Annotated in this window: 26 protein-coding genes and 1 tRNA gene; 16 read left to right on the top strand and 11 right to left on the bottom strand. The window is 50.6% G+C overall.

The window, feature by feature from the left end; translation table 11 throughout:
* Positions 1-27: 27 nt before the first annotated feature.
* The 5 genes from dnaQ to ABKW30_RS02950 all read right to left on the bottom strand — a co-directional run bounded on the left by dnaQ (position 28) and on the right by ABKW30_RS02950 (position 3,663).
* Complete coding sequence (gene dnaQ, locus ABKW30_RS02970; protein WP_348596520.1) at positions 28-735, bottom strand: DNA polymerase III subunit epsilon; 708 nt, start codon at positions 733-735, stop codon at positions 28-30.
* A 67-nt stretch (positions 736-802) separates the two neighbouring features.
* A complete protein-coding gene (coaE, locus tag ABKW30_RS02965; protein WP_348596519.1) occupies positions 803-1,396 on the bottom strand; it encodes a dephospho-CoA kinase in 594 nt (197 codons plus the stop codon).
* Positions 1,393-2,229 (bottom strand): shikimate dehydrogenase, encoded by an 837-nt coding sequence (locus tag ABKW30_RS02960; protein WP_348596518.1) that lies wholly within the window; start codon positions 2,227-2,229, stop codon positions 1,393-1,395. Before ABKW30_RS02960 ends, coaE begins: the two co-directional genes overlap by 4 nt.
* Complete coding sequence (locus tag ABKW30_RS02955; protein WP_348596517.1) at positions 2,222-2,815, bottom strand: Maf-like protein; 594 nt, start codon at positions 2,813-2,815, stop codon at positions 2,222-2,224. The genes ABKW30_RS02960 and ABKW30_RS02955 overlap by 8 nt, the downstream gene beginning before the upstream one ends.
* A 26-nt stretch (positions 2,816-2,841) precedes the next feature.
* Positions 2,842-3,663 carry a pyruvate, water dikinase regulatory protein gene (locus ABKW30_RS02950; RefSeq protein ID WP_348596516.1) on the bottom strand — a complete coding sequence of 274 codons (822 nt, stop codon included), beginning with the start codon at positions 3,661-3,663 and terminating at the stop codon, positions 2,842-2,844.
* 415 nt (positions 3,664-4,078) lie between these two features.
* Between ABKW30_RS02950 and hemE the strand changes: the two genes are divergently transcribed.
* The 3 genes from hemE (at position 4,079) to rho (ending at position 7,110) form a co-directional block, all read left to right on the top strand.
* Positions 4,079-5,107, top strand: a complete 1,029-nt coding sequence (gene hemE, locus ABKW30_RS02945) for a uroporphyrinogen decarboxylase (RefSeq protein WP_348596515.1) — start codon at positions 4,079-4,081, stop codon at positions 5,105-5,107.
* Between the two features lie 10 nt (positions 5,108-5,117).
* Positions 5,118-5,648: a protoporphyrinogen oxidase HemJ gene (gene hemJ, locus ABKW30_RS02940; RefSeq protein WP_348596514.1), complete on the top strand. Its 531-nt coding sequence runs from the start codon at positions 5,118-5,120 to the stop codon at positions 5,646-5,648.
* A 196-nt stretch (positions 5,649-5,844) separates the two neighbouring features.
* Positions 5,845-7,110, top strand: coding sequence for a transcription termination factor Rho (gene rho / locus ABKW30_RS02935; RefSeq protein WP_008127303.1), 1,266 nt, complete (start codon positions 5,845-5,847; stop codon positions 7,108-7,110).
* Here the strand turns inward: rho and ABKW30_RS02930 are convergent.
* Positions 7,107-9,113, bottom strand: a complete 2,007-nt coding sequence (locus tag ABKW30_RS02930; RefSeq protein ID WP_348596513.1) for a thioredoxin domain-containing protein — start codon at positions 9,111-9,113, stop codon at positions 7,107-7,109. The genes rho and ABKW30_RS02930 overlap by 4 nt on opposite strands.
* A gap of 70 nt (positions 9,114-9,183) precedes the next feature.
* On the opposite strand from ABKW30_RS02930, the gene mnmE reads away from it, so the two are divergent.
* From mnmE to ABKW30_RS02905, 5 genes are all read left to right on the top strand, one after another.
* Positions 9,184-10,506, top strand: a complete 1,323-nt coding sequence (gene mnmE / locus ABKW30_RS02925; RefSeq protein ID WP_348596512.1) for a tRNA uridine-5-carboxymethylaminomethyl(34) synthesis GTPase MnmE — start codon at positions 9,184-9,186, stop codon at positions 10,504-10,506.
* A gap of 172 nt (positions 10,507-10,678) precedes the next feature.
* Positions 10,679-12,544, top strand: a complete 1,866-nt coding sequence (mnmG, locus tag ABKW30_RS02920) for a tRNA uridine-5-carboxymethylaminomethyl(34) synthesis enzyme MnmG (RefSeq protein ID WP_348597590.1) — start codon at positions 10,679-10,681, stop codon at positions 12,542-12,544.
* The gene (gene rsmG / locus ABKW30_RS02915; RefSeq protein ID WP_348596511.1) at positions 12,541-13,173 is read left to right on the top strand and encodes a 16S rRNA (guanine(527)-N(7))-methyltransferase RsmG; all 633 of its coding nucleotides are present in this window, start codon (positions 12,541-12,543) and stop codon (positions 13,171-13,173) included. The genes mnmG and rsmG overlap by 4 nt, the downstream gene beginning before the upstream one ends.
* Positions 13,174-13,234: 61 nt before the next feature.
* Positions 13,235-14,029 carry a ParA family protein gene (locus ABKW30_RS02910; protein ID WP_348596510.1) on the top strand — a complete coding sequence of 265 codons (795 nt, stop codon included), beginning with the start codon at positions 13,235-13,237 and terminating at the stop codon, positions 14,027-14,029.
* Between the two features lie 38 nt (positions 14,030-14,067).
* A complete protein-coding gene (locus tag ABKW30_RS02905; RefSeq protein ID WP_348596509.1) occupies positions 14,068-14,970 on the top strand; it encodes a ParB/RepB/Spo0J family partition protein in 903 nt (300 codons plus the stop codon).
* A gap of 17 nt (positions 14,971-14,987) precedes the next feature.
* Here the strand turns inward: ABKW30_RS02905 and holA are convergent, their stop codons facing one another.
* Entirely contained in the window at positions 14,988-16,040 is a 1,053-nt protein-coding gene (gene holA / locus ABKW30_RS02900) for a DNA polymerase III subunit delta (protein ID WP_348596508.1), read from the bottom strand.
* Between the two features lie 203 nt (positions 16,041-16,243).
* Positions 16,244-16,318: transfer RNA gene (locus tag ABKW30_RS02895), tRNA-Gly, on the bottom strand.
* A gap of 197 nt (positions 16,319-16,515) precedes the next feature.
* Between ABKW30_RS02895 and ABKW30_RS02890 the strand changes: the two genes are divergently transcribed.
* The 6 genes from ABKW30_RS02890 (at position 16,516) to ABKW30_RS02865 (ending at position 19,816) form a co-directional block, all read left to right on the top strand.
* Positions 16,516-17,025, top strand: a complete 510-nt coding sequence (locus tag ABKW30_RS02890) for a YbaK/EbsC family protein (RefSeq protein ID WP_348596507.1) — start codon at positions 16,516-16,518, stop codon at positions 17,023-17,025.
* A 61-nt stretch (positions 17,026-17,086) separates the two neighbouring features.
* Complete coding sequence (gene trxA / locus ABKW30_RS02885) at positions 17,087-18,058, top strand: thioredoxin (RefSeq protein WP_348596506.1); 972 nt, start codon at positions 17,087-17,089, stop codon at positions 18,056-18,058.
* Positions 18,059-18,109: 51 nt separating this feature from the next.
* Complete coding sequence (locus ABKW30_RS02880; protein ID WP_348596505.1) at positions 18,110-18,772, top strand: LON peptidase substrate-binding domain-containing protein; 663 nt, start codon at positions 18,110-18,112, stop codon at positions 18,770-18,772.
* A gap of 7 nt (positions 18,773-18,779) precedes the next feature.
* Complete coding sequence (locus ABKW30_RS02875; protein ID WP_348596504.1) at positions 18,780-18,974, top strand: Trm112 family protein; 195 nt, start codon at positions 18,780-18,782, stop codon at positions 18,972-18,974.
* Between the two features lie 60 nt (positions 18,975-19,034).
* On the top strand, positions 19,035-19,457 hold the full coding sequence (locus ABKW30_RS02870; protein WP_348597588.1) for a metallopeptidase family protein: 423 nt from the start codon (positions 19,035-19,037) through the stop codon (positions 19,455-19,457).
* A 17-nt stretch (positions 19,458-19,474) separates the two neighbouring features.
* Positions 19,475-19,816, top strand: coding sequence for a hypothetical protein (locus ABKW30_RS02865; RefSeq protein WP_348596503.1), 342 nt, complete (start codon positions 19,475-19,477; stop codon positions 19,814-19,816).
* Here ABKW30_RS02865 and ABKW30_RS02860 read toward each other — a convergent pair.
* Both ABKW30_RS02860 and ABKW30_RS02855 read right to left on the bottom strand, forming a co-directional pair.
* Positions 19,813-20,022, bottom strand: coding sequence for a DUF1737 domain-containing protein (locus ABKW30_RS02860; RefSeq protein ID WP_348596502.1), 210 nt, complete (start codon positions 20,020-20,022; stop codon positions 19,813-19,815). The genes ABKW30_RS02865 and ABKW30_RS02860 overlap by 4 nt on opposite strands.
* Positions 20,023-20,058: 36 nt before the next feature.
* On the bottom strand, positions 20,059-20,940 hold the full coding sequence (locus ABKW30_RS02855) for a CoA ester lyase (RefSeq protein ID WP_348596501.1): 882 nt from the start codon (positions 20,938-20,940) through the stop codon (positions 20,059-20,061).
* 151 nt (positions 20,941-21,091) lie between these two features.
* Here ABKW30_RS02855 and leuD point away from each other — a divergent pair, with 151 nt between their 5' ends.
* Positions 21,092-21,697, top strand: coding sequence for a 3-isopropylmalate dehydratase small subunit (gene leuD / locus ABKW30_RS02850; protein ID WP_348596500.1), 606 nt, complete (start codon positions 21,092-21,094; stop codon positions 21,695-21,697).
* Between the two features lie 174 nt (positions 21,698-21,871).
* Entirely contained in the window at positions 21,872-22,984 is a 1,113-nt protein-coding gene (gene leuB / locus ABKW30_RS02845) for a 3-isopropylmalate dehydrogenase (RefSeq protein WP_348596499.1), read from the top strand.
* Between the two features lie 63 nt (positions 22,985-23,047).
* Here the strand turns inward: leuB and ABKW30_RS02840 are convergent, their stop codons facing one another.
* A complete protein-coding gene (locus tag ABKW30_RS02840; RefSeq protein ID WP_348596498.1) occupies positions 23,048-24,934 on the bottom strand; it encodes an MFS transporter in 1,887 nt (628 codons plus the stop codon).
* Between the last annotated feature and the right edge of the window lie 581 nt (positions 24,935-25,515).

The raw sequence follows: 25,515 nt of genomic DNA, 5'->3' as shown, positions 1-25,515 counted from the left end.
TGAAACCCGGGCTGGTCCCGGGTTTTTTTATTGCGCTTCTATCCGTTCATTCCAGATGGCTTTTTCGCCAAGCTTGGCCACAAGTGCAGCATGCGCATGTTTTTCATCTTCACTTAGCCGAGGCGGCAACGCTACTTTGCGCTGCATAATAACAATTGTAGTTGTTTCGCCCGCATCGCTCCGATTGTTCGTTTGGTCTGCAACCGTGAGTCCGAGCGCAGTCTGTTTCCCGCCAATGAGCTCTATGTAGACTTCGGCAAGCAATTGCGAATCAAGTAGCGCGCCGTGCATGGTGCGATGGCTATTGTCGATGCCATAACGCCGGCATAAAGCATCGAGTGAGTTTGGGCCCATAGGATGTTTGCGCCGAGCCAGCGCCAGCGTATCGACAACCCGGTCATTATGGATAGGTGGATGACCAAGCCTATTCAGCTCAGCATTTATGAAACCCATATCGAACGTCGCATTGTGTGCGATGAGCTTTGCGCCGTCGGTGAAATCCAGAAAGTCCTGAAGAATTCCGGCAAAAAGCGGCTTGTCCAACAATTGGTCATTGCTGATTCCGTGCACCGCCAATGCTTCAGGATTAACAGCTCTGCCTTCGGGATTTATGAAAACGTGAAATGTGCGGCCGGTCGGAAACCGGTTGATCATTTCCACACCACCAATCTCGATGATGCGATCATCCAGCCGGTCGAGACCTGTCGTTTCCGTATCAAATATAATTTCACGCATGGAATCACCTTTGTCTCAAACTCCACGACTTCGCCTGCTCTTGCAAGGTTATGCCGTTGCTGAGTGTCTAATCTGCCGACATATCCACCAGTGAGTGGATAAGCTCAAGAACGTCGGCACGCGCTGCTTCCAATCCATGGCTTGTATCAAGAACAAAGTCTGCGCGTTTTCGTTTTTCTCCATCCGGAATTTGTCGGGCAAGGATAGCGTCGAGTTTTTCCACCGTCATGTCCGGGCGGGCAAGAACTCTTTCCCGCTGTACTTCTTCGGGTGCAGTCACAACCAGAACTTTATCAACCCGATTTTCGGCTGCTGTTTCGAAAAGCAATGGGATATCGAGTAGGATCAGTTCGGCACCGTTTTCCTTTGCTTCTCTGCGAAAACGATTCTCTTCGTTTCGCACAAGCGGATGAACGATCTTTTCCAGTTTCTGCAATGCTTTCGGCTTGCCCATAACGGCTGCGGATAATTTGCTACGGTCTACCTCGCCACTGTTTGTCGTACCAGGAAAAGCCTGTTCAATAAGTGGTGCAGCTGCACTCTTGTAAAGGCGGTGAACTGTGTCATCGGCAGAATAAACGGGAATCCCGGCGTCAAGAAACATTTGGGCCGTCGTCGATTTGCCCATGCCAATAGATCCTGTCAGCCCCAGTACGATCATTTTTGCTGCCCGCCATTCATATCAGCGAGAACCAAGTCGCGTAGTTCTGAGGTCACTTCCGGGCGAACGCCAAACCAATGTTCAAAACCTGGTACAGCCTGATGTAAAAGCATACCAAGACCATCTACAGTTTTCAGCCCAGCCAAACGCGCAGCTTTCAGCAGTGGGGTTTCAAGTGGGACATAGACAATGTCGGTAACCAGCGCATTAGGCTTCACCCCCGAAAAGTCGATGGACAAGCTTTCCTTACCCTCCATCCCAAGCGACGTTGTGTTCACGATAAGTGACGTATCCTGAAGCAATTCCGGTGTGGCTGCCCACTCGTGAGCAGTGATGCCCGATCCGAAATGGCCAGCCAGTTCTTTGGCCCTTGTCAGTGTGCGGTTCACAATGCGGACATCGGTAAATCCGCGCTGCTTCAGAGCATAAAGAATCGCACGGCTCGCGCCTCCAGCCCCAAGCACAAGTGCAGATTTCTGCTTGTCCCAATCCGAAGCGCTTGCATCAAGGTTTGCGACAAAACCATAGGCATCAGTATTACCCCCGCGAAGCTGTCCCTCCTCAAACCACAGGGTATTGACAGCACCAATCTCCTCGGCTGCGGAATCACGCTTCTGACAAAGGGAGAATGCCACTTCCTTATGAGGAATTGTAACATTGCCACCGACATAGCCATTCTGCTGCAGGGTGCTCACAAAGTCACTGAAATCTTCCGGTACAACTTCAATGGCGCCATAGGAGCCTTCCAGTTCATACTTCTTCAGCCAATGGCCATGGATCAATGGTGATCGTGAATGCTTGATCGGGTATCCGGTTACGAAGGCCTTATGCATCGATCGCGCCTTCCTTGCGAAGCTCAGCCAGCAGTGGAAGTAACGGAAGCCCTACAATGGTGAAGTAATCTCCATCGACTTTCTTAAACAGTTGCACGCCCTCACCTTCGAACTGATATGCGCCAACACTTTGCAGAGCGATAGGACCAACGCGTGACAAATGGCGACCGACAAATTCCGGAGTAAGCTCCCGCAGTGTCATTCGTGCGACCGACACATGTCTCCAAAGAGTCTGGCCATCCCTGCAAAGCACAACAGCACTGTTGAGATGGTGTGTCTCGCCGGAAAGTTTCAGCAATTGGCGGCGGGCAGCTTCCATGTCCTCAGGCTTGTGCAAAACTTCATCACCGAGTGACAATGTCTGGTCCGAACCTATTACAAGCGCTGATGGATTGTGCTCGCTGACGTCGAGCGCTTTTGCCTCGGCCAGAACCAGAGCAACCTCTTCCGGGGTAGCGCCACTATTATAGAGAGGAGCTTCGACGGCTCGTTCATCTATGTCTGCCGATTGTGCCGTGAATTCTACACCGGCATTCTTCAGGAGCACGGCACGGAACGGGCTTTTCGAAGCGAGAATGATTTTCATGATTTTCTCTTTGTTGCGATCTGGCGCTATCGACTTTGTGCTCGCAGGGCAAGCACAGCGGCAGCCGTTTCTTCTATCGAACGCCTTGATACATCAATCATCGGCCAATTGTGTCTGTGGCAGATTTGGCGGGCATAGGTCAATTCCTCGATAATGTTCGCCCTGTCGAGATAATGATCTGCATCAAACCCTTGCGTAGCGCCAAGCACTCGGTGTTGTCTGACCTGTGAAATACGTTCTGCAGAAGCAACCAACCCCACGATCAAGGGTTTTTGCGAATTTATGAGCACATCCGATATAGGCACCCCGACAACAATCGGCACATTGACCGTTTTGATGCCCCGGTTGGCTAGATAGATGCTTGTTGGCGTTTTGGAGGTACGGGAGATACCAATCAGAATAACGTCTGCCTCTTCTATGTCTGGCGGCAACTGACCGTCATCATGTTCCATCGTAAAGTTGAGGGCATCTATCCGCTGAAAATATTCAGCATTCAGGACGTGCTGGGCGCCTACCCTGCGTCCAGCAGGAGCGCCAAGGTAAGACTGAAACAGCGTCAGCACCGGTTCGAGTACGGAAACACAAGGTACGCCTAGTTCCGCGCAGCTATCGTCAATCATTGCGGCGAGCCGTTGATCTACAATTGTATAAAGAACAATTCCCGGCTCCGCATCGATACCCTCAAGCACCTTGCGTATCTGCTTTTCAGTCCGGATTAGGGGATAAACGTGCTCAATTGCCCGCGCATGGGCATATTGGGCCGAAGCCGCCCGTCCGGCAGCAATGAGAGTCTCTCCGGTCGCATCAGAAATCATGTGAAGATGAAAGTAGTTTACTGGTTTCGTCACAGAAATTTCCACGTCCTGTTGATGAATGGGGACAATTTGGACAATCCCAACCAAGAGATGGCAGCCATGTGAATTGTTGGCAAGTCATCCACAGCGAGCTCATCTGTGCGCAACGTTACCGTCTGTATCTGCATACTGTGAATTGTTGCGACTTTTCGTCTGTTGTTCTTTACATTTCCACATGAAAATCCACAATCTAAATTAGGATAAATATTTGATATAATTATATTTTTTTAGTTTTCCCAGAAGTTCTGTAATCTGGCACAATAGTTTTCCCTGACGTTGGCTATAATTGTTTGCTGTGGGAAAATTCTGACAATGTGATAATTCCCGCTACTAACAGACTCTAAGAATCAGAAAATCAAAATAGATCTGAATTTCTTTTTTAAGAGAGGCCATGAAGAGGGATCACCTAATGACCGATCGCAAAGTGATGAAAGTTCTAAAAGGTGAAACTGTTTTTCCACCACCAATCTGGATGATGCGGCAAGCCGGTCGGTATCTTCCTGAATATAGGGAAGTCAGGAAGAACGCAGGAACTTTCCTGGATCTTTGCTACTCGCCAGACCTTGCTGTCGAAGTAACCTTGCAGCCAATTCGACGTTTTGGCTTTGATGCAGCAATCCTGTTCTCTGATATTCTCGTTGTACCCCATGCTCTCGGGCGTGATCTCCGTTTTGAGGAAGGTCGCGGTCCATTGATGACACCAATAGACAAGGACGGAATATTTTGGCTGGAATCGGCGGGTGCTGCAGACAGGCTGGAGCCGGTCTATGAGACGGTTCGTCTGTTGAGACAGCAGCTACCAGCTGAAACTACCTTGTTGGGCTTCTGTGGGGCTCCTTGGACGGTAGCGACCTATATGATTGCGGGCCATGGAACGCCTGATCAGGCTCCGGCCCGTCTGTTCGCATACCGCGAACCTGAGGCTTTCAGGAAACTACTCGACGAGCTTTCGGATGTTTCAGCCGAGTACCTGATCAGACAGATCAATGCTGGCGCAGATGCAGTTCAGATTTTTGATAGCTGGTCTGGTGTGCTGGATGAAGCCTGCTTCGAGCAATTCTGTATTGAGCCTGTGGCAAAGATTGTAAAAAAGGTACGGGCTGTTCACCCCGATGTGCCGATTATCGGGTTCCCAAAAGGAGCAGGAGCGCTTTACACCAATTACCGGCAGCGAACGGGTGTTACTGCACTAGGGCTAGATTGGTCAGTACCACTTTCTATGGCTGCTTCTTTGCAGGATGAAGGTGCTGTTCAAGGTAATCTTGATCCTTTGCGGGTGGTTGCTGGTGGCAAGGCAATCGATGAAGGTGTTGACGCAATTATTGACGCACTTGGCCATGGACCTTTGATATTCAATCTGGGCCATGGCATTACGCCGGATGCGCCTGTTTCTAACGTGGAACAGATGATTAATCGTGTCCGTCTGGCATCCAGCTAAGGAGGGAGCCATGACCATTTCACCAGATGCAGATCGGAATATACCGGTTTTGCCGCGCTTGATTATGGCGGTAGTGGCTATTACAGCGATTGCGCTGGTGTTTCTTTATCCGGACCGGGCCTACCTTTGGGTCAAGGCTATCCATGTCATTGCTGTCATCTCGTGGATGGCCGGAATGCTCTATTTGCCGCGTCTTTTTGTCTATCATTGTGCTGCCGAACCGGGCTCTGTTCAGTCCGAAACCTTTAAAGTGATGGAGAATCGTCTTCTCAAAGCCATAATAAATCCCGCCATGGGGCTTACATGGCTCGCAGGGTTATGGCTTGCCTGGCAAAGTCAGGCCTATCTGGATGGCTGGTTCCACGTAAAGTTTCTGGCAGTTGTTCTTTTGTCAGGCGTACACGGATTTTTTTCCAAGGCTGTCAGGCTATTTTCACAAGATCGCAATGAAAAATCGGCTCGTTTCTGGCGATTGATGAATGAAGTACCTACATTATTGATGATCGTTATTGTCATCATGGTCATTATTAGGCCATTTTGATTCATCATAAAAACGACAGTCTTATATCAATAAGACTAATGAAACCTCTTGCCCTTGACTTGTCTATTAGCTAGATAGGGGCTCTTCCTACGGAAATACCGCCATAGCATCTCCGGCCATTTCACTATGGCACTGCATTCAGGCAACGTCATTTCCCTTCCCCATTTCAAACAACAAGAATTAGAGTTCCGCACACATGCAGGAAATGAAACTACAAGAACTTAAGAACAAAACCGCTGTAGACCTTTTGGCTTTCGCGGAAACGCTGGAAGTGGAAAACGCCAGTGTCATGCGCAAACAGGAATTAATGTTTGCAATCCTCAAAAAACTTGCTTCTCAGGAAGTCGAGATCATCGGTGAAGGGGTGGTCGAGATTTTGCAGGACGGTTTCGGCTTTATGCGTTCAGCCAATGCCAATTATCTTCCAGGCCCTGATGATATCTATATTTCGCCATCGCAGATTCGGCGCTTTTCGCTGAAAACTGGCGATACGGTTGAAGGTCCCATCCGCGGACCAAAGGAAGGTGAACGCTATTTCGCTCTTCTGAAAGTCAATACCGTCAATTTTGAAGACCCGGAAAAAATCCGTCATAAGATTCATTTCGATAATTTGACACCACTTTATCCAAATGAGCGCTTCAAGATGGAGCTGGAGAATCCGACAACCAAGGATCTTTCCGCTCGCGTTATCGATCTGGTGGCACCACTCGGCAAGGGCCAGCGCGGTCTCATCGTTGCACCGCCGCGTACAGGTAAAACAGTTCTTCTGCAGAACATCGCCCATTCAATCACTGCAAATCATCCTGAATGCTATCTGATCGTTCTTCTGATTGATGAACGTCCGGAAGAAGTGACCGACATGCAGCGTTCCGTAAAGGGTGAAGTTGTATCCTCGACGTTCGACGAGCCGGCATCACGTCACGTGCAGGTTGCGGAAATGGTTATCGAAAAGGCCAAGCGTCTTGTTGAGCACGGTCGCGATGTCGTTATTCTGCTTGATTCGATCACCCGCCTTGGCCGTGCGTACAATACGGTCGTTCCATCATCCGGTAAGGTTCTGACCGGTGGTGTGGATGCCAATGCATTGCAGCGTCCGAAACGTTTCTTCGGTGCAGCACGTAATATCGAAGAAGGTGGCTCGCTGACTATTATTGCGACAGCACTGATCGATACGGGCAGCCGTATGGATGAAGTTATCTTTGAAGAATTCAAGGGTACGGGCAACTCGGAAATCGTGCTTGACCGCAAGGTTGCCGATAAGCGTATCTTCCCGTCCATGGATATTCTCAAGTCCGGTACGCGCAAGGAAGACTTGCTGGTCCCGCGTCAGGATTTGCAGAAGATATTTGTTCTGCGCCGTATCCTGGCTCCGATGGGTACAACGGATGCTATCGAATTCCTTATCGACAAGTTGAAACAGACAAAGACCAACAGCGACTTCTTCGACAACATGAATACTTAAGGGACGGTGCGAAGCAGAGTGTCAAGCTCCGCTTCAGTCTCTATCGGTGGAAGACAAACGAACCCGCGGCATAAGAATGCTGCGGGTTTTTTAACGATGACTTCGCCACCACCCGGCACAAGTTCAATCTTTCGGTCGTTTCTATATTCCACCCACAGGTCAATCCGGCGCGGATCTGCATGAAGATTAGCTACACGCATTAGGGTATGATTACGATCGGGAGTCACGATGACGAGTTTGATCTGTTCCAGCAACAGGCTGGCACTATTGAGTATCCCGGCTTGACCATAACGCTGCGGCAATACGCGCCCCAAGGCATTTTCAGCGATACGATTGGCGCGCTGACGTAACTCTTCGTCGCCCGTAACCAATGCTAGTCGGCCCATTGCTTCGATTATCTGACTTGTCGCGCTTGGTATGGCTTCATCCTGATCGCCGCGAACGCGAATGATTGTATCCGTACTATCCTTTGCACTCAGGGAGTAATCCCCATCTTCTGTCTGATGCCAGCTATCCAGCATTGCCATCCAATGGGCAGCGTCCTCAACATAATCACTGTTTTGCGTTGCTTGATGGAGCGATAAGGAAGCGTTCATCATTGCCGCATAATCCGACGACAAGCCGGGAAACAAGTTTGATTCGCCGAGTGCAGAATGTGGAAGTCGACCGTCAACCATCGATTCGGATACGGAACGATATACATTAGCTGCCAGCTCAATCCATTTGCTATGGCCCAATGCGCGACCTGCCTCTGCCAACGCCCGAATCATCAACCCATTCCAGTCGGTAAGAGCCTTGTCGTCACGTCCGGGGCGAATACGGGATAATCGCTTGTCAAAGAGCTTTTTCCGTAAGGTAGTCAAATGTTTTTCGGAAGAATCGTCCATGAGAGCAATGGATTGCAGACGGTTAAGAATGTTCTTGCCTTCCCAATTGCCTTTCTCTGTGACGTCATACACGTCACGAAATTGCTCGAACTCTGTTGTTTCGGGAATATCGGTGCTTTGCCAAACATAAAAGCGACCCTCTTCCCCCTCGCTATCGGCGTCGAGACTAGAAGCAAACCGTCCATCCACCAGCATCTCGCGCTGTAACCAGCTGACGGTCTCTTCGATTCGTCTGCGGAATAGAGGGTTATTAGATTGGCTATACGCATATGTAGCATGCCGGATAAACTGTGCATTGTCGTACAGCATCTTTTCGAAATGCGGTACAAGCCACTCATCATCGACAGAGTATCGCGATAGGCCGCCTCCCAGATGGTCATATATCCCACCTTGAAGCATGGTTTGAAGACTTTTGAGAAATATGTCCCGATGTGACGCTTCACCATTGCGCAGCCAGGAAAGCCAGATTGTATCCATAAAGGGCGCACTTGGAAATTTAGGCGAGCCGGTTAGTCCGCCCTTAACCGGGTCCATGGCTCCATGAATGTTTGACGCGAACTGATCAAAAAGTGCCGGGTCAAGCTCTGTGCCCTCTGTCTTCGCGTCCAGTCGCGCGCTTATATGTTGGGTAAGAGCAATGACGTTCTGTTTAATACGCTGACGATCATTTCTCCACACGCCATCAATTGATCGCAAGACATCCAGAAACCCAGGCCTGCCATAATGCGAATATTTGGGAAAATAAGTTCCTCCCCAAAACGGTTTTCCTTCCGGGGTCAGAAACATTGTTAAAGGCCAACCGCCTTGTTCTCCCATAGCTCCAAGCGCCGCCATATAAATCTGGTCGATGTCCGGTCTTTCTTCTCGGTCAACTTTGATATTGATATAAAGTTCGTTCATCAACGCGGCGACTTCACCGTCCTCAAAACATTCGTGGGCCATGACATGGCACCAGTGGCATGCAGCATAACCAACCGACAACAAGATTGGCTTGCTGGTTGAGATCGCTTCGTCGAGCGCATCCCTGCCCCATGGCCGCCAATGGACCGGATTATCAGCATGCTGGCGCAGATATGGGCTGGATTCCTTGCCAAGTAGATTGGCCGCTTCAAACATGAGTTTACCTCGCTCTTTCCCAACCATCTTAGGACAGCTATTAAGGCCTGTGTAGCAGGAAGCGATTGAAATGAATCACGCCTTTGACGATACAATATTTGCACTATCAAGCGGTCGTTTGCCAGCCGGCGTCGCAGTAGTGAGGATTTCCGGAAACAAGACTCGATTCGTTATCGAAACGATTTGCGGACAACTTCCAGTGCCACGCATTGCCAAACTATGCAATTTTAGAGGCGGCGAAGGTGCTTTGATTGACCGTGGACTAGCTCTGTTTTTTCCAACGCCACATAGTTTTACGGGTGAAGATTGTGCCGAACTTCATCTTCATGGCGGCAAGGCGGTCGTAGATGCAATTATAACTGCACTTTATGCATTTGAAGGCTGCCGCATGGCAGAGGCCGGCGAATTCTCCCGTCGAGCTTACGCAAATGGAAAGTTTGATCTTACAGCGGCAGAGGGCTTGGCCGACCTAATCGCTGCGGAAACAGACAGCCAGAGACGGCTTGCCTTGCAGATATCTTCAGGAACCCAGGCAAAGCTCTACTCCGGCTGGCGTACAGATATTATTAGAGCCCGCGCTCTAATCGAGGCTGAACTGGATTTCGCCGATGAGTCGGATGTGCCCGGTTCGGTATCGGATCAGGTCTGGCAGCTTATGGAAGATTTGTCTGATCGAATAGGCAAGCATGTGCGCGACGGAAAACGAGGAGTCATTGTAAGGGATGGCTATAAAGTGGTGATTATTGGAGCTCCGAATGCGGGAAAATCCAGTTTGTTAAATACGCTTGCTGGAAGCGAGGTTGCCATAGTCTCTGATGAACCAGGCACAACACGAGACCTTATCGAGATAAAACTGGATCTCGGCGGAATTACTGTTCTCGTCACGGATACGGCTGGTATTCGTGACACTAAAGGGACTGTTGAGAAAATTGGCATCGAGAGGGCTCTTGATCGTGCTGAAACTGCGGACCTCGTGCTTAGCTTGCATGATCTTACCGCGCCTGTTCAAGTAGATCATGGCTCGGCTGTAAATATCCTACGAATAGGAACGAAGGCTGACCTTGCTGTAAGTACGGACAGTATGGGCTACGATCTGTTAATCTCAACTCGAACCAGTACTGGTATTGAAAACCTGATATCGCTCCTATCCAGAAAAGCAGCGGCTGCAGCGGGTAATTTGTCGGACCCCTTGCCCACGCGTCGACGACATATGGAGCTACTCCATGACGCGAATGCAGAACTGCGCCTCGCTATTGACGATGAAACGGCACCCTTGGAAGTTCGCGCTGAGTATCTGCGCCGTGCCTCGCATTATTTGGGCAGGATCACTGGTGACGTCGACGTGGAAGACATACTTGATGTTGTGTTTTCCCAGTTCTGCATCGGCAAATGATTCACGTGAAACATTTGATTGATGGCAATGAACCTCCAAGCTCTGTAGAGAAAACTAAGTAGACTGGCAGCGATAAATGTTTCACGTGAAACATCGATTATCGGGTTATACTTGACTCGTGAAGCAGTTTTGCCCATCAAGATGCGAAATCGAATCCAGAAAGTTTTATATCGTGCAGAGATCCTTTGACGTCATCATTATAGGTGGTGGTCACGCCGGTTGCGAGGCTGCTGCTGCTTCAGCACGCCTTGGTGCCAAGACTGCCTTGGTCACCCATCGGGCAGATACCATTGGCGTTATGTCCTGTAACCCCGCTATCGGCGGGTTGGGAAAAGGTCACCTTGTCAGAGAAATTGATGCAATGGACGGCCTTATGGGTCGAGTGGCTGACGCTGCTGGTATTCAGTTCAGATTGCTGAATCGTCGAAAGGGTCCAGCCGTGCGTGGACCACGCAGTCAGGCAGATAGGAAGCTTTACCGACTCGCTATGCAGCAGGCAATTGCTGAGCAAGAGAATCTTTTAGTCATCGAAGGCGGAGCCAACGATCTGATTATTCGCGATGGTCGTATTGCTGGCGTCCAGTTAATGGACGGTCGTGTACTGGATTGTGCTGCGGTTGTTTTAACCACAGGTACGTTCTTGCGTGGCCTTATCCATATAGGAGAAAAGCAAATTCCTGCGGGCCGTATGGGGGAGGCCCCTGCCCTTGGATTATCTGATACTTTGAGCCAACAAGGTTTTGCTCTCGGGCGCCTGAAGACGGGTACACCGCCTCGACTCGATGGTAGGTCTATCGATTGGCAAAGCCTTGAGAAGCAGAGTGCGGACGATAATCCTCTACCGTTCTCCCTCATGACGGATTCGATTGTTAATCCTCAAATTGACTGTGGCATAACGAGAACAACCCCTGCCACCCACGAAGTGATACGGACAAACATTCATCGATCAGCCATGTATTCTGGCTCTATCGAAGGTATAGGTCCGCGCTACTGCCCTTCTATTGAAGACAAGATTGTAAAGTTCGGCGATCGTGATGGTCATCAGATATTCCTTGAGCCAGAAGGACTGGATGACGACACCGTTTATCCCAATGGTATTTCAACTTCTCTGCCTGAAAGTGTGCAGCTGGACATTCTCAAGACAATACCTGGACTTGAACATGCAACAATGCTGCAACCCGGCTATGCGATCGAATATGACTTTATTGATCCGCGCGAGCTTGATCGCAGTTTGCAGACACGCCGGATTGGCGGACTTTTTCTGGCCGGGCAAATTAACGGCACAACTGGCTATGAAGAAGCCGCGGCTCAGGGTCTGTTGGCGGGTCTGAACGCTGGACGTCTGGCTGGTAGATATGATCCGATTATTATGCAGAGAACCGAGGCATATATAGGTGTGATGGTGGACGACCTTACTGCTCGGGGTGTCAGCGAACCATACCGCATGTTTACATCACGAGCCGAATTCAGGTTATCCTTGCGTGCGGACAATGCTGACGAACGGCTCACTCCATTGGCCGGACGTCTGGGACTTTTAGGACGAGCTCGTGAGATTCGATTTAGAGAGCGCACGGTAGCCTTGGACAAGGCTCGTGACTTGGCAAAAGCTTTGATGATTACACCCAATGCCGCAGCAAATGCCGGTTTACGATTGAATCAAGATGGTGTCCGCCGTTCAGCGTATGATTTAATGGCCTTCCCCGATATTGATCTTCAACGAGTTAAAGAAATCTGGCCAGAGTTAAACACGATCGCCCCTCGCGTTGGTGAGGCTCTTGAAATTGAAGCGCAGTACGCTGTTTATCTTGAACGGCAGAAAAGCGATGTGGCTGCAATGCAACGCGATGAAATGCTCACTATTCCATCGGGTATAGATTTTGATGCTACTGCCGGATTATCAAATGAATTGAAACAGAAGTTGAAACAACGGAAACCCCAATCTATTGCCGAAGCGCAGCGGATTGATGGAATGACGCCGGCAGCACTGGCTTTGATAATCACACAGATTAGGCGCTCATCAGCCCGGAATGCAGCGTGACCGCGAATCGCGAGAAAAGTCTCAGGCAAGTTCTTCCACATGTTTCACGTGAAACATTGGAAGATTTATTTGCATTTGAGGAACTTTTCAGAAAGTGGTCCAAAGCAATCAATCTGGCCTCTCCTTCCACGCTGGATCATCTCTGGGAGCGGCATGTCCTTGATAGCGCACAGCTCTATCGTTTGGCCCCACATGAAAAGCGTTGGTTGGACTTGGGCTCTGGTGGTGGGTTCCCGGGGGTGGTGCTTGCAATTCTCATGAAAGCATCAGTAGAATCGCGGATTCATCTTGTTGAAAGTAACTCAAAGAAGTCCGCCTTTCTAAGAACGGCGTTGGGATTGACGTCAGCGCCCGGTACAGTCCATGCCGCAAGAATCGACGCCGTTTGGGATAAGATACCCGTTCCAAATATCGTTACTGCGAGAGCATTGGCTTCATTGAAGGAGCTTTTTGGGCTTGCAGAACCTTGGCTAACGGCAGGTGCGACGGCTCTCTTTCAAAAAGGTAGGGATTATCGTCGGGAAATTGATGAAACTCGTGACGGTTGGGTATTTGATCTGGTAGAACATGAAAGTGCAGTTGATCGAGATTCGGTTATTTTGCAGATAAGCAATCTTAGAAGGCTCTGATACGCCCCGGCCTATTACCCGTTTGATCGGCAACGAACAGTTTAGTGTTCAGGAAAAGTCAATGAACAGCCAGACTCGTATTATAACCATAGCCAATCAGAAGGGCGGCGTGGGTAAAACAACGACCGCAATCAACCTCGCTACTGCGCTGGCCGCTATTGGCGAGAATGTGCTGATTGTCGACCTGGATCCGCAAGGGAATGCCAGTACCGGTCTTGGGGTAGATCGAAAGAGCCGCGCAATATCATCATACGATGTCCTGATGCAGACCGCGACAGTGGAAGAAGCGGCCGTTCCAACAGCTGTTCCAAGCCTATCCTTGATCCCATCAACGCTCGACCTTCTGGGTGTTGAGATGGAAATAGCCAATGCTGCAGATCGTGCAACGAGATTGCGCAAAGCTTTTCGCGGAAATGCGTCAACATCTGAGTTTACCTATATACTCATAGATTGCCCCCCATCGCTCAATCTTTTGACGATGAATGCCATGGCAACTGCCGATTCGGTGCTGGTGCCTTTGCAATGTGAGTTCTTCGCTTTGGAGGGGCTTAGCCAGTTGCTTGAGACCGTTAGCCAAGTGCGAACGTCATTGAATCCGGCACTGACAATCCAAGGTATTGTGCTGACCATGTATGATGGGCGCAACAATCTGGCGACTCAGGTCGTAGATGACGTTCGCTCATTTATGGGCGATAAGGTTTATCGAACCGTTATTCCACGGAACGTTCGCGTTTCCGAAGCGCCTTCTTATGGAATACCGGCTATCCTCTATGATTTGAAATGTGCCGGCAGCCAAGCGTATTTGCAATTGGCGTCTGAAGTTATCCAGAGAGAGCGACACTTACGCGCTGCCTAATCGATTCGTGAACGAAACATTTTTGAGAGCCTGCGACAATGAATGAAGATCTGTCAAAGAAACGCCTTGGACGAGGCTTGGCTGCACTTATAGGGGAAATGGATCGTGTCCCTGATGAGGCTGCTGCGCCAGTTGCAACATTGGACAGGCAAATACCGATCGAGTTCATTGCTCGTAATCCACGTAATCCACGCAGACTGTTTACAGAAGGCGATTTGGAGGATCTTACCAATTCCATTCGCGAGCATGGTATAGTCCAGCCGGTGGTTGTCCGTCTCGCCAAGGATTCAACTGATAGGTATGAACTTATAGCCGGTGAGCGCCGCTGGCGTGCAGCACAGCGTGCAGGTCTAACAAGTGTGCCGGTAATTATTCGCGAAGTCGATGATCGCGTTGCACTCGAGCTTGCAATTATCGAAAACGTCCAGCGCGCAGACCTCAATCCGCTCGAAGAAGGCATGGGATATCAACAACTTATCGATGATCATGACTATACCCAAGCTGACTTGGCGCAAGTTATTGGCAAGAGCCGCAGCCATGTCGCCAATACCCTTCGCCTATTGAAACTGCCGGAACCAGTCCGTGATTTGATCACCAATGGTTCTCTTTCTGCGGGACATGCCCGCACATTGATTACAGCCGACAATCCTGCTGCCCTGGCCGACAAAATTGTTCGTGATGGCCTCTCGGTTCGACAGGCGGAGGCGCTCGCGCAAGGTGAAGGCGGAAAGCAGCAGGCACCAAAGGTCAAGGCAACCGGAGATAAAGATGCTGATACGCAGGCGCTTGAAAAACTCCTCTCCGACGTTATGGGTATGCGCGTTACAGTGAATCACCTTAATAAAGGTGGTGATGTGCGCATCCATTATACGACTTTGGAACAGTTGGATGAGATCTGCCAGCGGCTGCAAAATCGCACAAAATGGGGTGGACTAGCCTGATACGGCTGGCCCGCTAGTCAGCGCCCGTTGCTTCGCCCGGCACGCGCAGCTTCTGCAACCAGAGCAATCATTGTCTGACGGATAATTGGCACCGATAGCGCTGCGTTGCGCCGGCTCTCCAGCACGGTCTTTTGCAGGCGCTCAATTGCTCTTGCGCAAGACGTCGTTGACCAGCGTTGAAGCGCTGTTTCCATCAGCTTTTTTCTGGCAAAAAATACCGGCGGCCGTGCCGAAGCAACCGTTGCAGCAGCATTCTTATTCTCAGTTTCCATGCCGTAACGGAGCGTTTGTAACGCTTGAAACTGCCGAATTGCTGAACTAAGGATCAAAAAGCTTGAGCTGCCCGTGTTAACGACACGATCAAACGCTGAAGTGAAATCAGTCAGATTGCCAACGATCATAGCGTCAACGATTGTCTCGTAGGATGCTGCGCTGACATCACCGATAATGTCTCGAACATCATCGATCGTTATACGTTCCTTGCCGTGAGCATAAAGGCAGATTTTCTCCAGCTCGGCACGGGTGGCCAGTCTATCGCCGCCAAGGCTCTCCTTGAGCAGGTTACGCGCATCCAATGCTATCTGGAGCTGGCTTTTGGTCAGCATGTCGTCAATAGTACTGTCAATTCCACGCGCATCGTCACTGTAGCAGGGCAGGGCCATAGCGCTGGCGCTTTGCTCAACGATGCCACGCAGTCCAGCTCCCTTTTTTAAATCACCGGCTTCGATTAGTATGAAGGTGCCAATGGGAGGGTTTTTGGTCAGATACGAAACTGCATCTGCCACACCCTTCTGGCCGGCCGCATTTCGCACCCAGATCAACCGCTCTCCACCAAACATTGATATTGTATTGGCTTCGTCAGACAGTCTTCCGGGCTCCGCCTGTACGACATCGGCGTCTAGCCGGATTACAGCAAAGGGGTCGTCCCTGGCCAGTCCGGTCATCGTTATGAAAAGATCGGCTCTTTCGCTGACCAAGCCTTTGTCCGGACCGTAAAGCAGCACTATAGGATAACTGCGATCCAAGCGCTTTAGAAAGGAATCTACTTCGTGAGCTTTTTTCTGTGCCATGATGAATGGTTTAGCTATTTGAACGAGCATTGCAATTGCGTGGTTCGCTGCCCGGTACAAATTCAAGAAAATTGCAGAAGAAATAACCGACGTGTTTTGCCATGCGCCGGATAATAAAATTTGAACCGGCAAGTTCAAGGTAAACATAAATGAAGAATAGCAAAAAGGCCCGGTAAAACCGGGCCTTTTGAACTTCGGACAACTGGAGCGGGAGAAGGGATTCGAACCCTCGACCCCAACCTTGGCAAGGTTGTGCTCTACCCCTGAGCTACTCCCGCATGCGCCAGTTAGTCTTGCGAAGCGGCTGCTATATGACCCAAGCGCAGACCAATTGCAACAGGGAAAATTGGACTTTCTTTCGATATCCGTAAAATTTGCAGATTGTATCGCAAACTTCCAGAGTTTTGCTTGAGAGGACGATCTCAAGCCTTTAGACAAGTTTGCGAGCGTGCATGGTGGACCAAGGAGGATGGAAATGTCCAAGTCGTTTGAAGAGTTGATGCAATTTATCAATGATCTTGGCATTGAAGTATCAACAGTTCGCCATGCAGCGGTTTTTACCGTTGCCGAAGCTCAAGCCTTGCGTGGAAAAATTACTGGCGCCCACACAAAGAATCTTTTCCTCAAGGACAAGAAAGACAATTTCTTTCTGCTCACAGTCGATGAAGAAGCGAACGTGGATCTGAAAACGATCCATACAAAAATCGGCGCATCAAGCCGGCTATCTTTCGGGAAACCGGAAAAGCTGCTTGAATATCTGGGTCTTACGCCGGGCTCTGTCAGCGTGCTTGGTCTCATTAACGACACTGGCCATAATGTGATGGTCGTACTTGATGAAAGTTTGTTCAAACACGAAGCTATCAATGCGCACCCGCTGACCAACGAAGCGACGACGTCGATACGCACGGATGATCTTTTGAAGTTCCTTGAGGCCACGGGGCATAGCCCGACGGTCTTGAAAATCGAGGCGTCGAACCCGAATTGAGTGTTCTAGACATGCCATGCAAATAGCGGCAATGGTTTATCCCAAGATGACGGAGAGTTTCATGAGCAGTACAGATAATCCGTTCAGTGGCGGGTATGGCAGTGGTTCCGCGACGACGACATTGACTTTCGGTTCCGGCGAGGCGCCATCTCCTGTAGGAGATGTCATCAAGGATACCACGACAGCTGCCTTCACAACGGACGTAATTGCCGAATCAAAGAAACAGCCTGTGCTCGTCGATTTTTGGGCACCCTGGTGTGGGCCTTGCAAACAGCTCACACCAATCCTCGAGAAGGCAGTCCAAGCTGCGGGCGGCCGTGTCAAACTCGTCAAGATGAATATTGATGATCATCCGGCCATTGCCGGGCAACTCGGGATTCAATCTATTCCTGCCGTTATAGCCTTTGCAGATGGCAAACCTGTCGATGGTTTCATGGGTGCCCTGCCGGAATCCAAGGTGAAGGAATTTATCGACAAGATAGCTTCGCCAGACGGCGGACGCGACGAGGCGATAAAAGATGCGCTCGCGGCGGCTGAGCAAAGGGTGGAGGCATCTGACTTCGAACAGGCTGCTCAGATTTATTCTGCAGTGCTGGGAGAGGTTCCGGATCATGTTGCAGGACTTGCAGGACTTGCAAATTGCCTGATTGAACTTGGGGATATTCAGGCTGCACAGGCGACGCTAGAGTCAGTCCCCCCTGCAGGCAAGGAAGATGCAGGAGTTCGCGCGGCGCAGGCAAAAATCACATTGGCCTTGCAGGTCGCCGAACTCGGCGATCCATCAGCACTGGAAGCTCGCCTGAAAGCCAATCCAGCCGATCATCAGGCGAGATATGATCTGGCCATGATCCTCAACGCCAAGGATCAACGTGACGAAGCGGCCGACCATCTTCTCGCCATCATGAAGGCAGATCGTACCTGGAATGATGATGGCGCGCGCAAACAGCTCCTGCAGCTGTTCGATGCGTGGGGAGCCGGAGATCCGGCTTCCATGAGTGCCCGTCGCAAACTGTCCTCTCTGCTGTTTTCCTGACAAGTGTAGTATACAGAGAAGCAGGTTAAAGGGCTTGGCCCGGAGCAAGTTATGCAAGCTGGAAATGTTCGTTATCGCACGCTGGACGATATTCCGGAAAGCGTGCCGATTTTTCCGCTTTCGGGAGCGCTGTTGCTCCCGGGGGGACAATTGCCGCTAAATATTTTCGAGTTGCGTTATTTGGCAATGATCGATGCGGCGCTGGCATCCAAACGGATTATAGGAATGATCCAGCCGCGCCTTGATCAGGAAGACGAAGAAGGTCTCGAACTAAGCGAAGTCGGTTGTCTTGGAAGAATAACATCGTTCGCCGAAACGGGCGACGGCCGATTGCTGGTTACACTTCAGGGGATTTGCCGTTTTCGGGTTATAAAGGAACTAGCGACCCGCACACCTTTCCGTCAATGCAAGATTGCTCCTTTGCGCGCTGATCTTGACGAAGCGGATGATAGCGAAGTTGACCGGGCAGCGCTATTGCGTGTCTTTCGTGCATATCTTGACGCAAACAGCCTTGAGGCTGATTGGGAGGGGATATCCCGCGCTGGTAACGAGACGCTTGTTAATGCCCTCGCGATGATGTCGCCATTCGGGTCAGCAGAAAAGCAGGCTTTGCTGGAAGCAGCAGATCTGAAAACCAGAGCAGAAACCCTGATTGCGATTACCGAAATCGCTCTTGCAAAAGATCAGGACGATTACGAATCCAGTCTGCAATAGGTCCCCGATGACAGAACCCAGGCGCGAAACACCAATTGATCGTAAGTTGCTGGAACTGCTGGTTTGCCCGCTTACCAAGGGGCCGCTCACTTACGATCAGGAAAAATCCGAATTGATTTCCCGAAAGGCACGGCTTGCTTATCCCGTACGCGATGGCATTCCCATCATGCTTCCCTCCGAGGCGCGCGCCATTGAGGATTGATCTCTCGCAACGCTGCTGACGACGCATTATATGAGGCCGTAAACCTTATTGGGAATTGTTATGGCCAGAAGTAACCAAACCGCAGACTGGACTAATCGTGTGTCGCCTTCGATCGCTGAAATCGAATCGTTGGCGATCGAAGCTTATGCTCATCTGCCGGAAACATTTCGCAGTTTGTGCGGTGAAATCACTATGCAGATTTCAGAGTTTCCTGATGATCAGATCATTGAAGATATGGGACTGGAATCACCTTTCGATCTGATGGGCCTTTTCGAGGGCAGTGGTATCGGTGAGCGATTTTCATTACAGACCGGCCAGCAAACTAACCGCATCACGATCTATCGGCGGGCAATCCTTGATTATTGGGCGGAATACGAGGAAAGCTTGGGCGATATTGTTACGCATGTTCTCATTCATGAAATAGGTCATCATTTTGGATTGTCTGATGAAGAGATGGAACGTATGGAAGCCAGCGTAGAATAGCCTGACGGGAGACTCTCTTGACCGCCGATTTCGCCACACCCTACGAGCTTTATGCCAGCCTCAAGACCGCGTGGAGCAAAGAAAGCGCGACTTCGTGGTCAGCTGAAAATCCCGCGAAAGGCCAATGCAGCGTAACCTCCCTGGTCACGCAAGACATATTCGGCGGTTCGATCCTCAAAACGAAAACCTATGGCGGTACACACTTCTATAATCTGATTGACGGCGTTCGTTGGGACATGACGGTCAGCCAGTTTGACCGGCCTATCCCATTCGAGGACAACCCGGCCACACGCGATGAAGCAATGGCCGACACGTCAGAATCACAATATCAGGCACTGAAACGCCGGCTGGGTATTTAGTGATCACTTAGTTTGGTTGTTCCAGGTACGTAATCGACCCCATCAACATCTTTGACCACAGCCTGACCGCATTGCATGATGCCGGTCACAGAATTGAATGCGTATGTTGGCGAACCATAAATATGCCAGCCTTTGTTAAGTGCGGCTGTCACCTTGTGACAAAAGCTTGCATCGTCGGGGCCAGTCAAAAATCTGTAAAGCTTCATATCTGAATTCCAATTCTCGCGCTTATCTAACGTGTATTAATTCTGAACGATTGTCCCGATCCTTGCCAGCAACTTTTGTGCTGTTTCGAGATGCATACGCTCAACCATCCGGCCATTTAGTGAAATCGCGCCTTTGCCGACATTTTCGGCAAGGGCGAAGGCCTGCACAATTGACCGGGCGTCGGCAACTGATTTGTCGTCAGGTGTAAATGCTTTGTTTGCTGGTTCAATTTGCGAGGGATGGATTAGCGTTTTGCCATCAAAACCCATCTTGAAGGATTCAACACATTCGTCGGTGAAGCCAGACAGGTCTTTGAAATCATTGTAGACGCCATCAATAACATCAAGACGGCCCGCCTTCGCGCAAAGCAGAATTTGCATCAGCCAAGGTGTAAAATACTGACGCCCTTTTTCCAAAACTGTGCCGGTTTCCTTTGCGATGTCATTGGTGCCCACTACGAAGCAATCGAGTCTCGCAGTCGATCGAAGACCAAGCTCGGCAATTTCATCGGCATTGATAATTCCGCGCGCTGTCTCGATCATTGCCCAGAGCCGCACGTTCTCGGACGCATCGGTTTCCTCCAAGACTTCTGCCACGCCTGTTACATCCTGTAGGTTCTCTACCTTGGGTAGCAAAATTGCATTGGGCTTGCAGGCGCGAGCGGCCAGAAGATCTTCGCTGCCCCAGTCGCTGGCGAGGTGATTGATGCGGATAATGCGCTCCGCTTTGTCCGGTGGGTTGGCGGCAAAGTAATCGCGCAAGGCCTCTCTCGCATCTTCCTTTGCTTCTGGTGCGACCGCATCCTCCAGATCAAAGATAATCACGTCGGCATTCAACGATGCTGCCTTGGCCAATGCTTTGGGATTGGATGCCGGAACGTAGAGTACGGATCGGCGAGGTCGGAAAAGTTTGCTCATCGCAACTTTTTGCCCTGAAGACGTTTGCAAGGCAAGGGGTCGCTCAGGGCGAGCATAAAGTGCCACAGGTGAAACGCTTTGATTCGTGGCAAAGCTGGTGTAAAGCCAAGAATAATCTCTTATCTACGGACGGACTGTACAGGCGGATACTATGGATAAATTTACCCAGCTCACGGGCGTGGCTGCTCCATTGCCCATCATCAATGTCGATACTGATATGATCATTCCGAAGGATTACCTGAAGACGATCAAGCGTACAGGCTTGGGTACCGGGCTATTCGCCGAGATGCGCTACAATGAAGATGGCAGCGAGAACCCGGACTTCGTTCTGAATAAGCCCGCTTATCGTAAAGCGCAGATTCTTGTTGCCGGCGATAATTTTGGTTGCGGTTCAAGCCGTGAGCATGCGCCATGGGCTCTCCTTGATTTCGGTATCCGCTGTGTGATTTCAACCAGCTTTGCCGATATTTTCTATAATAACTGCTTCAAGAACGGCATTTTGCCAATCCGCGTGAGTCAGGAAAACCTGGACAAGCTCATGGACGATGCGCAGCGTGGTTCCAATGCTACGGTTTCGATCGATCTTGAAGCTTTGACAATCAAAGGTCCGGACGGCGGGTCGATCAGCTTCGAGCTGGATGAGTTCCGCCGTTATTGTATGCTCAATGGTTTGGACGATATCGGGCTGACAATGGAGAAAGCCTCGAAAATTGATAATTTCGAAGCTTCCAATGCTGAAAAGCGTCCTTGGGCCTGATGTTCTTGCCTACATTAAAACAGCCCGGCTTCGCCGGGCTTTTTTATATCTTGAAGGATGGGCACGGATTTGGGCATTTAAGATAATTTCCCAAAACGCTTTTCATCTTTGCTCAAGTTGCGCTAAGTACGCGCCATCTCGACTAGAGCTAATCACATAAAGAGGTTTTCCAGCATGGCACCGAAAAAGCTTTTCCTTCTTCCTGGCGATGGCATCGGCCCTGAGGCAATGGCCGAAGTCCGCAAAATCATTGCTTATATGAATGCCGAGCTGAAAAGCAGCTTTGAGCTGGATGAAGGTCTGGTTGGTGGTTGTGCTTATGATGCGCATGGAAAAGCCATTTCAGAAGCTGATATGGAAAAGGCGTTGGCTTCCGACGCAGTTCTTTTCGGTGCGGTTGGCGGTCCGAAGTGGGACAGTGTTCCCTATGATGTGCGTCCTGAAGCCGGATTGCTTCGCCTACGCAAGGATATGGAGCTTTTTGCCAATCTGCGTCCGGCTATCTGCTATCCGGCGCTTGCCGACTCTTCCTCATTGAAAAAAGAGATCGTTGAGGGTTTGGATATTCTCATCGTGCGCGAGTTGACCGGCGGCGTGTACTTCGGGGAACCGAAAGAAATTCGCGATCTTGGCAATGGCCAAAAGCGCGGTGTCGACACTCAGGTTTATGACACCTACGAGATCGAGCGTATTTCCGGCGTAGCTTTTGAATTGGCGCGGACCCGTGGCAACAAGGTCACGTCGATGGAAAAGCGCAATGTCATGAAGTCCGGTGTCTTGTGGAACGAGGTTGTCACCGCGATACACAAGGCGAAATATTCAGATGTGAAGCTCGACCATATGCTGGCAGATGCCGGTGGCATGCAACTTGTGCGTTGGCCTAAGCAGTTCGACGTTATTGTTACGGATAATCTGTTCGGCGATATGCTTTCTGACATTGCGGCTATGCTGACAGGCTCGCTGGGCATGCTGCCTTCGGCTTCGCTCGGTGCACCGGATGGCAAGACGGAAAGCCGCAAGGCGCTTTATGAGCCTGTGCATGGCTCTGCACCGGATATTGCCGGAACGGGTGCTGCCAATCCGATCGCGATGATCGCGTCATTCGCCATGTGCTTACGCTATTCGTTTAATATGGTGGCTGAGGCTGACAGGCTGGAGGCTGCAATTGCCGGGGTACTTGATGAGGGCATCCGCACAGCCGACATCATGTCAGATGGCATGACCAAGGTCGGAACTGTCGAGATGGGCGATGCAATTCTCGCCAAGTTCAAGTCGCTATCTGCCTGATCGGACATCGGGACAAGAAAAAGCCCGGCGCGAGCAAGTCGCGCCGGGCTTTTTTGTATTATCTTATTTGATTTCGTCGAGATCCGTATCCTTGGTATCGCGAACAAAGAGCAGTCCGATGACAAGCGTCATCGCGGCAATGACAATGGGATACCAAAGGCCGTAGTAAATATCGCCCCTGGCTGCGCTCATTGCAAAGACTGTTGCCGGCAACAGACCACCGAACCAGCCATTGCCGATATGATAAGGCAAGGACATGCCGGTGTAGCGAATACGGGTCGGGAACATTTCCACCAGAATTGCTGCAATTGGCCCGTAAACCATCGTCACATAGATAACGAGAACGAACAGAATACCGATAACCATTGGCCAATTGACGGCCGCAGGATCGGCCACCATCTTGAATGCACCGGCATTCGGAACGGTATAGACGGTAACCTCCGTGGCACCGGCCGCCTCTTCTGCTGTAACCAGCTTGTCTTTGACAGCTTGATCCACCGGTACGACAGTCTTTTCACCGGCGCGGATAGCAGCTGCGTCCAATGCCAGTTTAGGATTGCCTGCAACCAAGGCATCAAGCTTGCTGTCTGCAACCTTTGCAGGGTCGCGAACGAGCGGGTAACCACCGTCCTGAAGCGCAGTGTTTACGCCTTTTTTGAATGCATTGTCCTTTGCCGCAGCATCGGCACCAGCGGTGGTTGCGTTATATGATTCAACAGTTTCTTCGCCGATTTTAACTGTTGCCGCAGTTCCGGACGGGGCCGTTGCTACGATGTCATAGGGGATTGAATTCTTGGCGAGAAAGTCGGTTGCAATATCGCAGGACGTCAGTGGTTTTCTCGTGCCAACTGGGTTGAACTGGAAATTGCAATCTCCCGGCGCAGCAGTCACGGTTGCCCGCACATCCTGCTGTGCGGAAGCGAGTGCCGGATTGGCGGCCCAAGTTAGCGCTTTGAACAACGGAAAGTAGGTAAGGATGGCGAGTGCCAAACCGGCCATAATGATCGGCTTGCGGCCGATTTTGTCGGACAACCAACCAAACAGGACGAAAAAGCCAGTGCCCAGCAAAAGCGCAATGGCAATCATGATGTTAACAGATTGGCCATCGACCTTCAGGACGTTCTGCAGGAAGAACAGTGCGTAGAACTGACCTGAATACCAGACAACTGCCTGACCTGCGGTAAGACCGAAGAGCGCGAGCAGGGCGATCTTGGCATTCTTCCATTGTCCAAAAGCTTCTGAAAGCGGTGCCTTCGAGCCCTTGCCTTCTTCTTTCATCTTTTTGAAAGCAGGTGATTCACTGAGTGACAAGCGAATCCAGACTGAAACGCCCAAAAGAACGAATGACAGAATGAAAGGAATGCGCCAGCCCCAGGCGGAGAAGGCTTCCTTTGTCATCGAATTCTGAATGATCAGGATGACGATAAGTGAAAGGAAAAGACCCAGCGTTGCGGTAGTCTGAATCCATGAGGTGTAAAAGCCGCGACGATTGCTCGGTGCGTGTTCGGCAACATAGGTTGCAGCACCGCCATATTCACCGCCAAGTGCAAGGCCTTGCAGCATGCGCAATACGATCAGAATGATCGGAGCAGCAATGCCCCAGCTGGCGGAGCCAGGCAGAATACCGACCAGGAAGGTCGAGAAGCCCATAATCAGGATTGTGACAAGGAAGGTATATTTGCGGCCGACAAGATCGCCGATGCGTCCGAACACCAGCGCGCCGAAGGGGCGAACCAGAAAGCCGGCGGCAAAAGCAAGCAAAGCAAAGATATTACGTGTTGCTTCAGGATACTCGCTGAAAAATGCTGCGCCAATAAAGACAGCCAAAGAACCATAAAGGTAAAAGTCGTACCACTCGAAAACAGTGCCGAGAGAAGAAGCGAAGATCACCTTCTTTTCTTCCCGCGTCATCCCCCGGCTGGTAGCGCCGGCCACAGTAGTGGATGCCATTTCTATTCCTCCCAGAAAACAGCAATTAAGCCTCAAGTTCAAAGAGACATGATCAGACTAAACCTTGTTTCATGCCCCCACTCCGACACTTGCGCGCGTTCTTTTTGCTCAGCCTGTTGCTATTGCAGATCACGCGCTGGCGAATGTCCTTGCGAATTTCTTTCCCCCCAAGGTCAGACAACCCAATGCACCAATGAATTGTTGACTAAATATTGAAGAAAGCAAAGCCCGTAACTTGTACCAAATGTCTAAAATTGTGCGTAACACGACATATTCTTGCCCGTTAAAGATGTAATTGACTCTTTTCGGAAACCGCGTACAAGCACAACCGGATAAGGAGAGCCCCGCGTGCACAGCGAATCATCATCGCTATTTCCAATGAACGGTTCCGGTATTTTCGCCGGCTGCGTTGGCGCGCCTGCTGTTCTGACCAAAATTTCGGCCAAAAAACTCTCGAAAACGACCACCAAAACGGTCTGATTTCCCTTGGCCTGCTCGCCCCCTCCCGGGCCCGGCCCGGGGGATGAAACCTGCGGTGGCCAGCGGGTTAGAAGCAGCGGAGAGGGACAGGAGAATATACA

Source organism: Phyllobacterium sp. SB3, from assembly GCF_040009165.1.
In the GTDB taxonomy this organism is placed as follows: domain Bacteria; phylum Pseudomonadota; class Alphaproteobacteria; order Rhizobiales; family Rhizobiaceae; genus Phyllobacterium.
The sequence above is the reverse complement of the archived record's forward strand: the minus strand, read 5'-3'. Positions and strand labels throughout refer to the sequence as shown.

Coding starts and splice junctions, on each gene's coding strand:
- dnaQ (WP_348596520.1), bottom strand. CDS start 735: ATGCGTGAAATTATATTTGATACGGAAACGACAGGTCTCGACCGGCTG.
- coaE (WP_348596519.1), bottom strand. CDS start 1,396: ATGATCGTACTGGGGCTGACAGGATCTATTGGCATGGGCAAATCGACG.
- ABKW30_RS02960 (WP_348596518.1), bottom strand. CDS start 2,229: ATGCATAAGGCCTTCGTAACCGGATACCCGATCAAGCATTCACGATCA.
- ABKW30_RS02955 (WP_348596517.1), bottom strand. CDS start 2,815: ATGAAAATCATTCTCGCTTCGAAAAGCCCGTTCCGTGCCGTGCTCCTG.
- hemE (WP_348596515.1), top strand. CDS start 4,079: ATGACCGATCGCAAAGTGATGAAAGTTCTAAAAGGTGAAACTGTTTTT.
- hemJ (WP_348596514.1), top strand. CDS start 5,118: ATGACCATTTCACCAGATGCAGATCGGAATATACCGGTTTTGCCGCGC.
- rho (WP_008127303.1), top strand. CDS start 5,845: ATGCAGGAAATGAAACTACAAGAACTTAAGAACAAAACCGCTGTAGAC.
- ABKW30_RS02930 (WP_348596513.1), bottom strand. CDS start 9,113: ATGTTTGAAGCGGCCAATCTACTTGGCAAGGAATCCAGCCCATATCTG.
- mnmE (WP_348596512.1), top strand. CDS start 9,184: ATGAATCACGCCTTTGACGATACAATATTTGCACTATCAAGCGGTCGT.
- ABKW30_RS02910 (WP_348596510.1), top strand. CDS start 13,235: ATGAACAGCCAGACTCGTATTATAACCATAGCCAATCAGAAGGGCGGC.
- ABKW30_RS02905 (WP_348596509.1), top strand. CDS start 14,068: ATGAATGAAGATCTGTCAAAGAAACGCCTTGGACGAGGCTTGGCTGCA.
- holA (WP_348596508.1), bottom strand. CDS start 16,040: ATGGCACAGAAAAAAGCTCACGAAGTAGATTCCTTTCTAAAGCGCTTG.
- ABKW30_RS02890 (WP_348596507.1), top strand. CDS start 16,516: ATGTCCAAGTCGTTTGAAGAGTTGATGCAATTTATCAATGATCTTGGC.
- trxA (WP_348596506.1), top strand. CDS start 17,087: ATGAGCAGTACAGATAATCCGTTCAGTGGCGGGTATGGCAGTGGTTCC.
- ABKW30_RS02880 (WP_348596505.1), top strand. CDS start 18,110: ATGCAAGCTGGAAATGTTCGTTATCGCACGCTGGACGATATTCCGGAA.
- ABKW30_RS02875 (WP_348596504.1), top strand. CDS start 18,780: ATGACAGAACCCAGGCGCGAAACACCAATTGATCGTAAGTTGCTGGAA.
- ABKW30_RS02870 (WP_348597588.1), top strand. CDS start 19,035: ATGGCCAGAAGTAACCAAACCGCAGACTGGACTAATCGTGTGTCGCCT.
- ABKW30_RS02860 (WP_348596502.1), bottom strand. CDS start 20,022: ATGAAGCTTTACAGATTTTTGACTGGCCCCGACGATGCAAGCTTTTGT.
- ABKW30_RS02855 (WP_348596501.1), bottom strand. CDS start 20,940: ATGAGCAAACTTTTCCGACCTCGCCGATCCGTACTCTACGTTCCGGCA.
- leuD (WP_348596500.1), top strand. CDS start 21,092: ATGGATAAATTTACCCAGCTCACGGGCGTGGCTGCTCCATTGCCCATC.
- leuB (WP_348596499.1), top strand. CDS start 21,872: ATGGCACCGAAAAAGCTTTTCCTTCTTCCTGGCGATGGCATCGGCCCT.
- ABKW30_RS02840 (WP_348596498.1), bottom strand. CDS start 24,934: ATGGCATCCACTACTGTGGCCGGCGCTACCAGCCGGGGGATGACGCGG.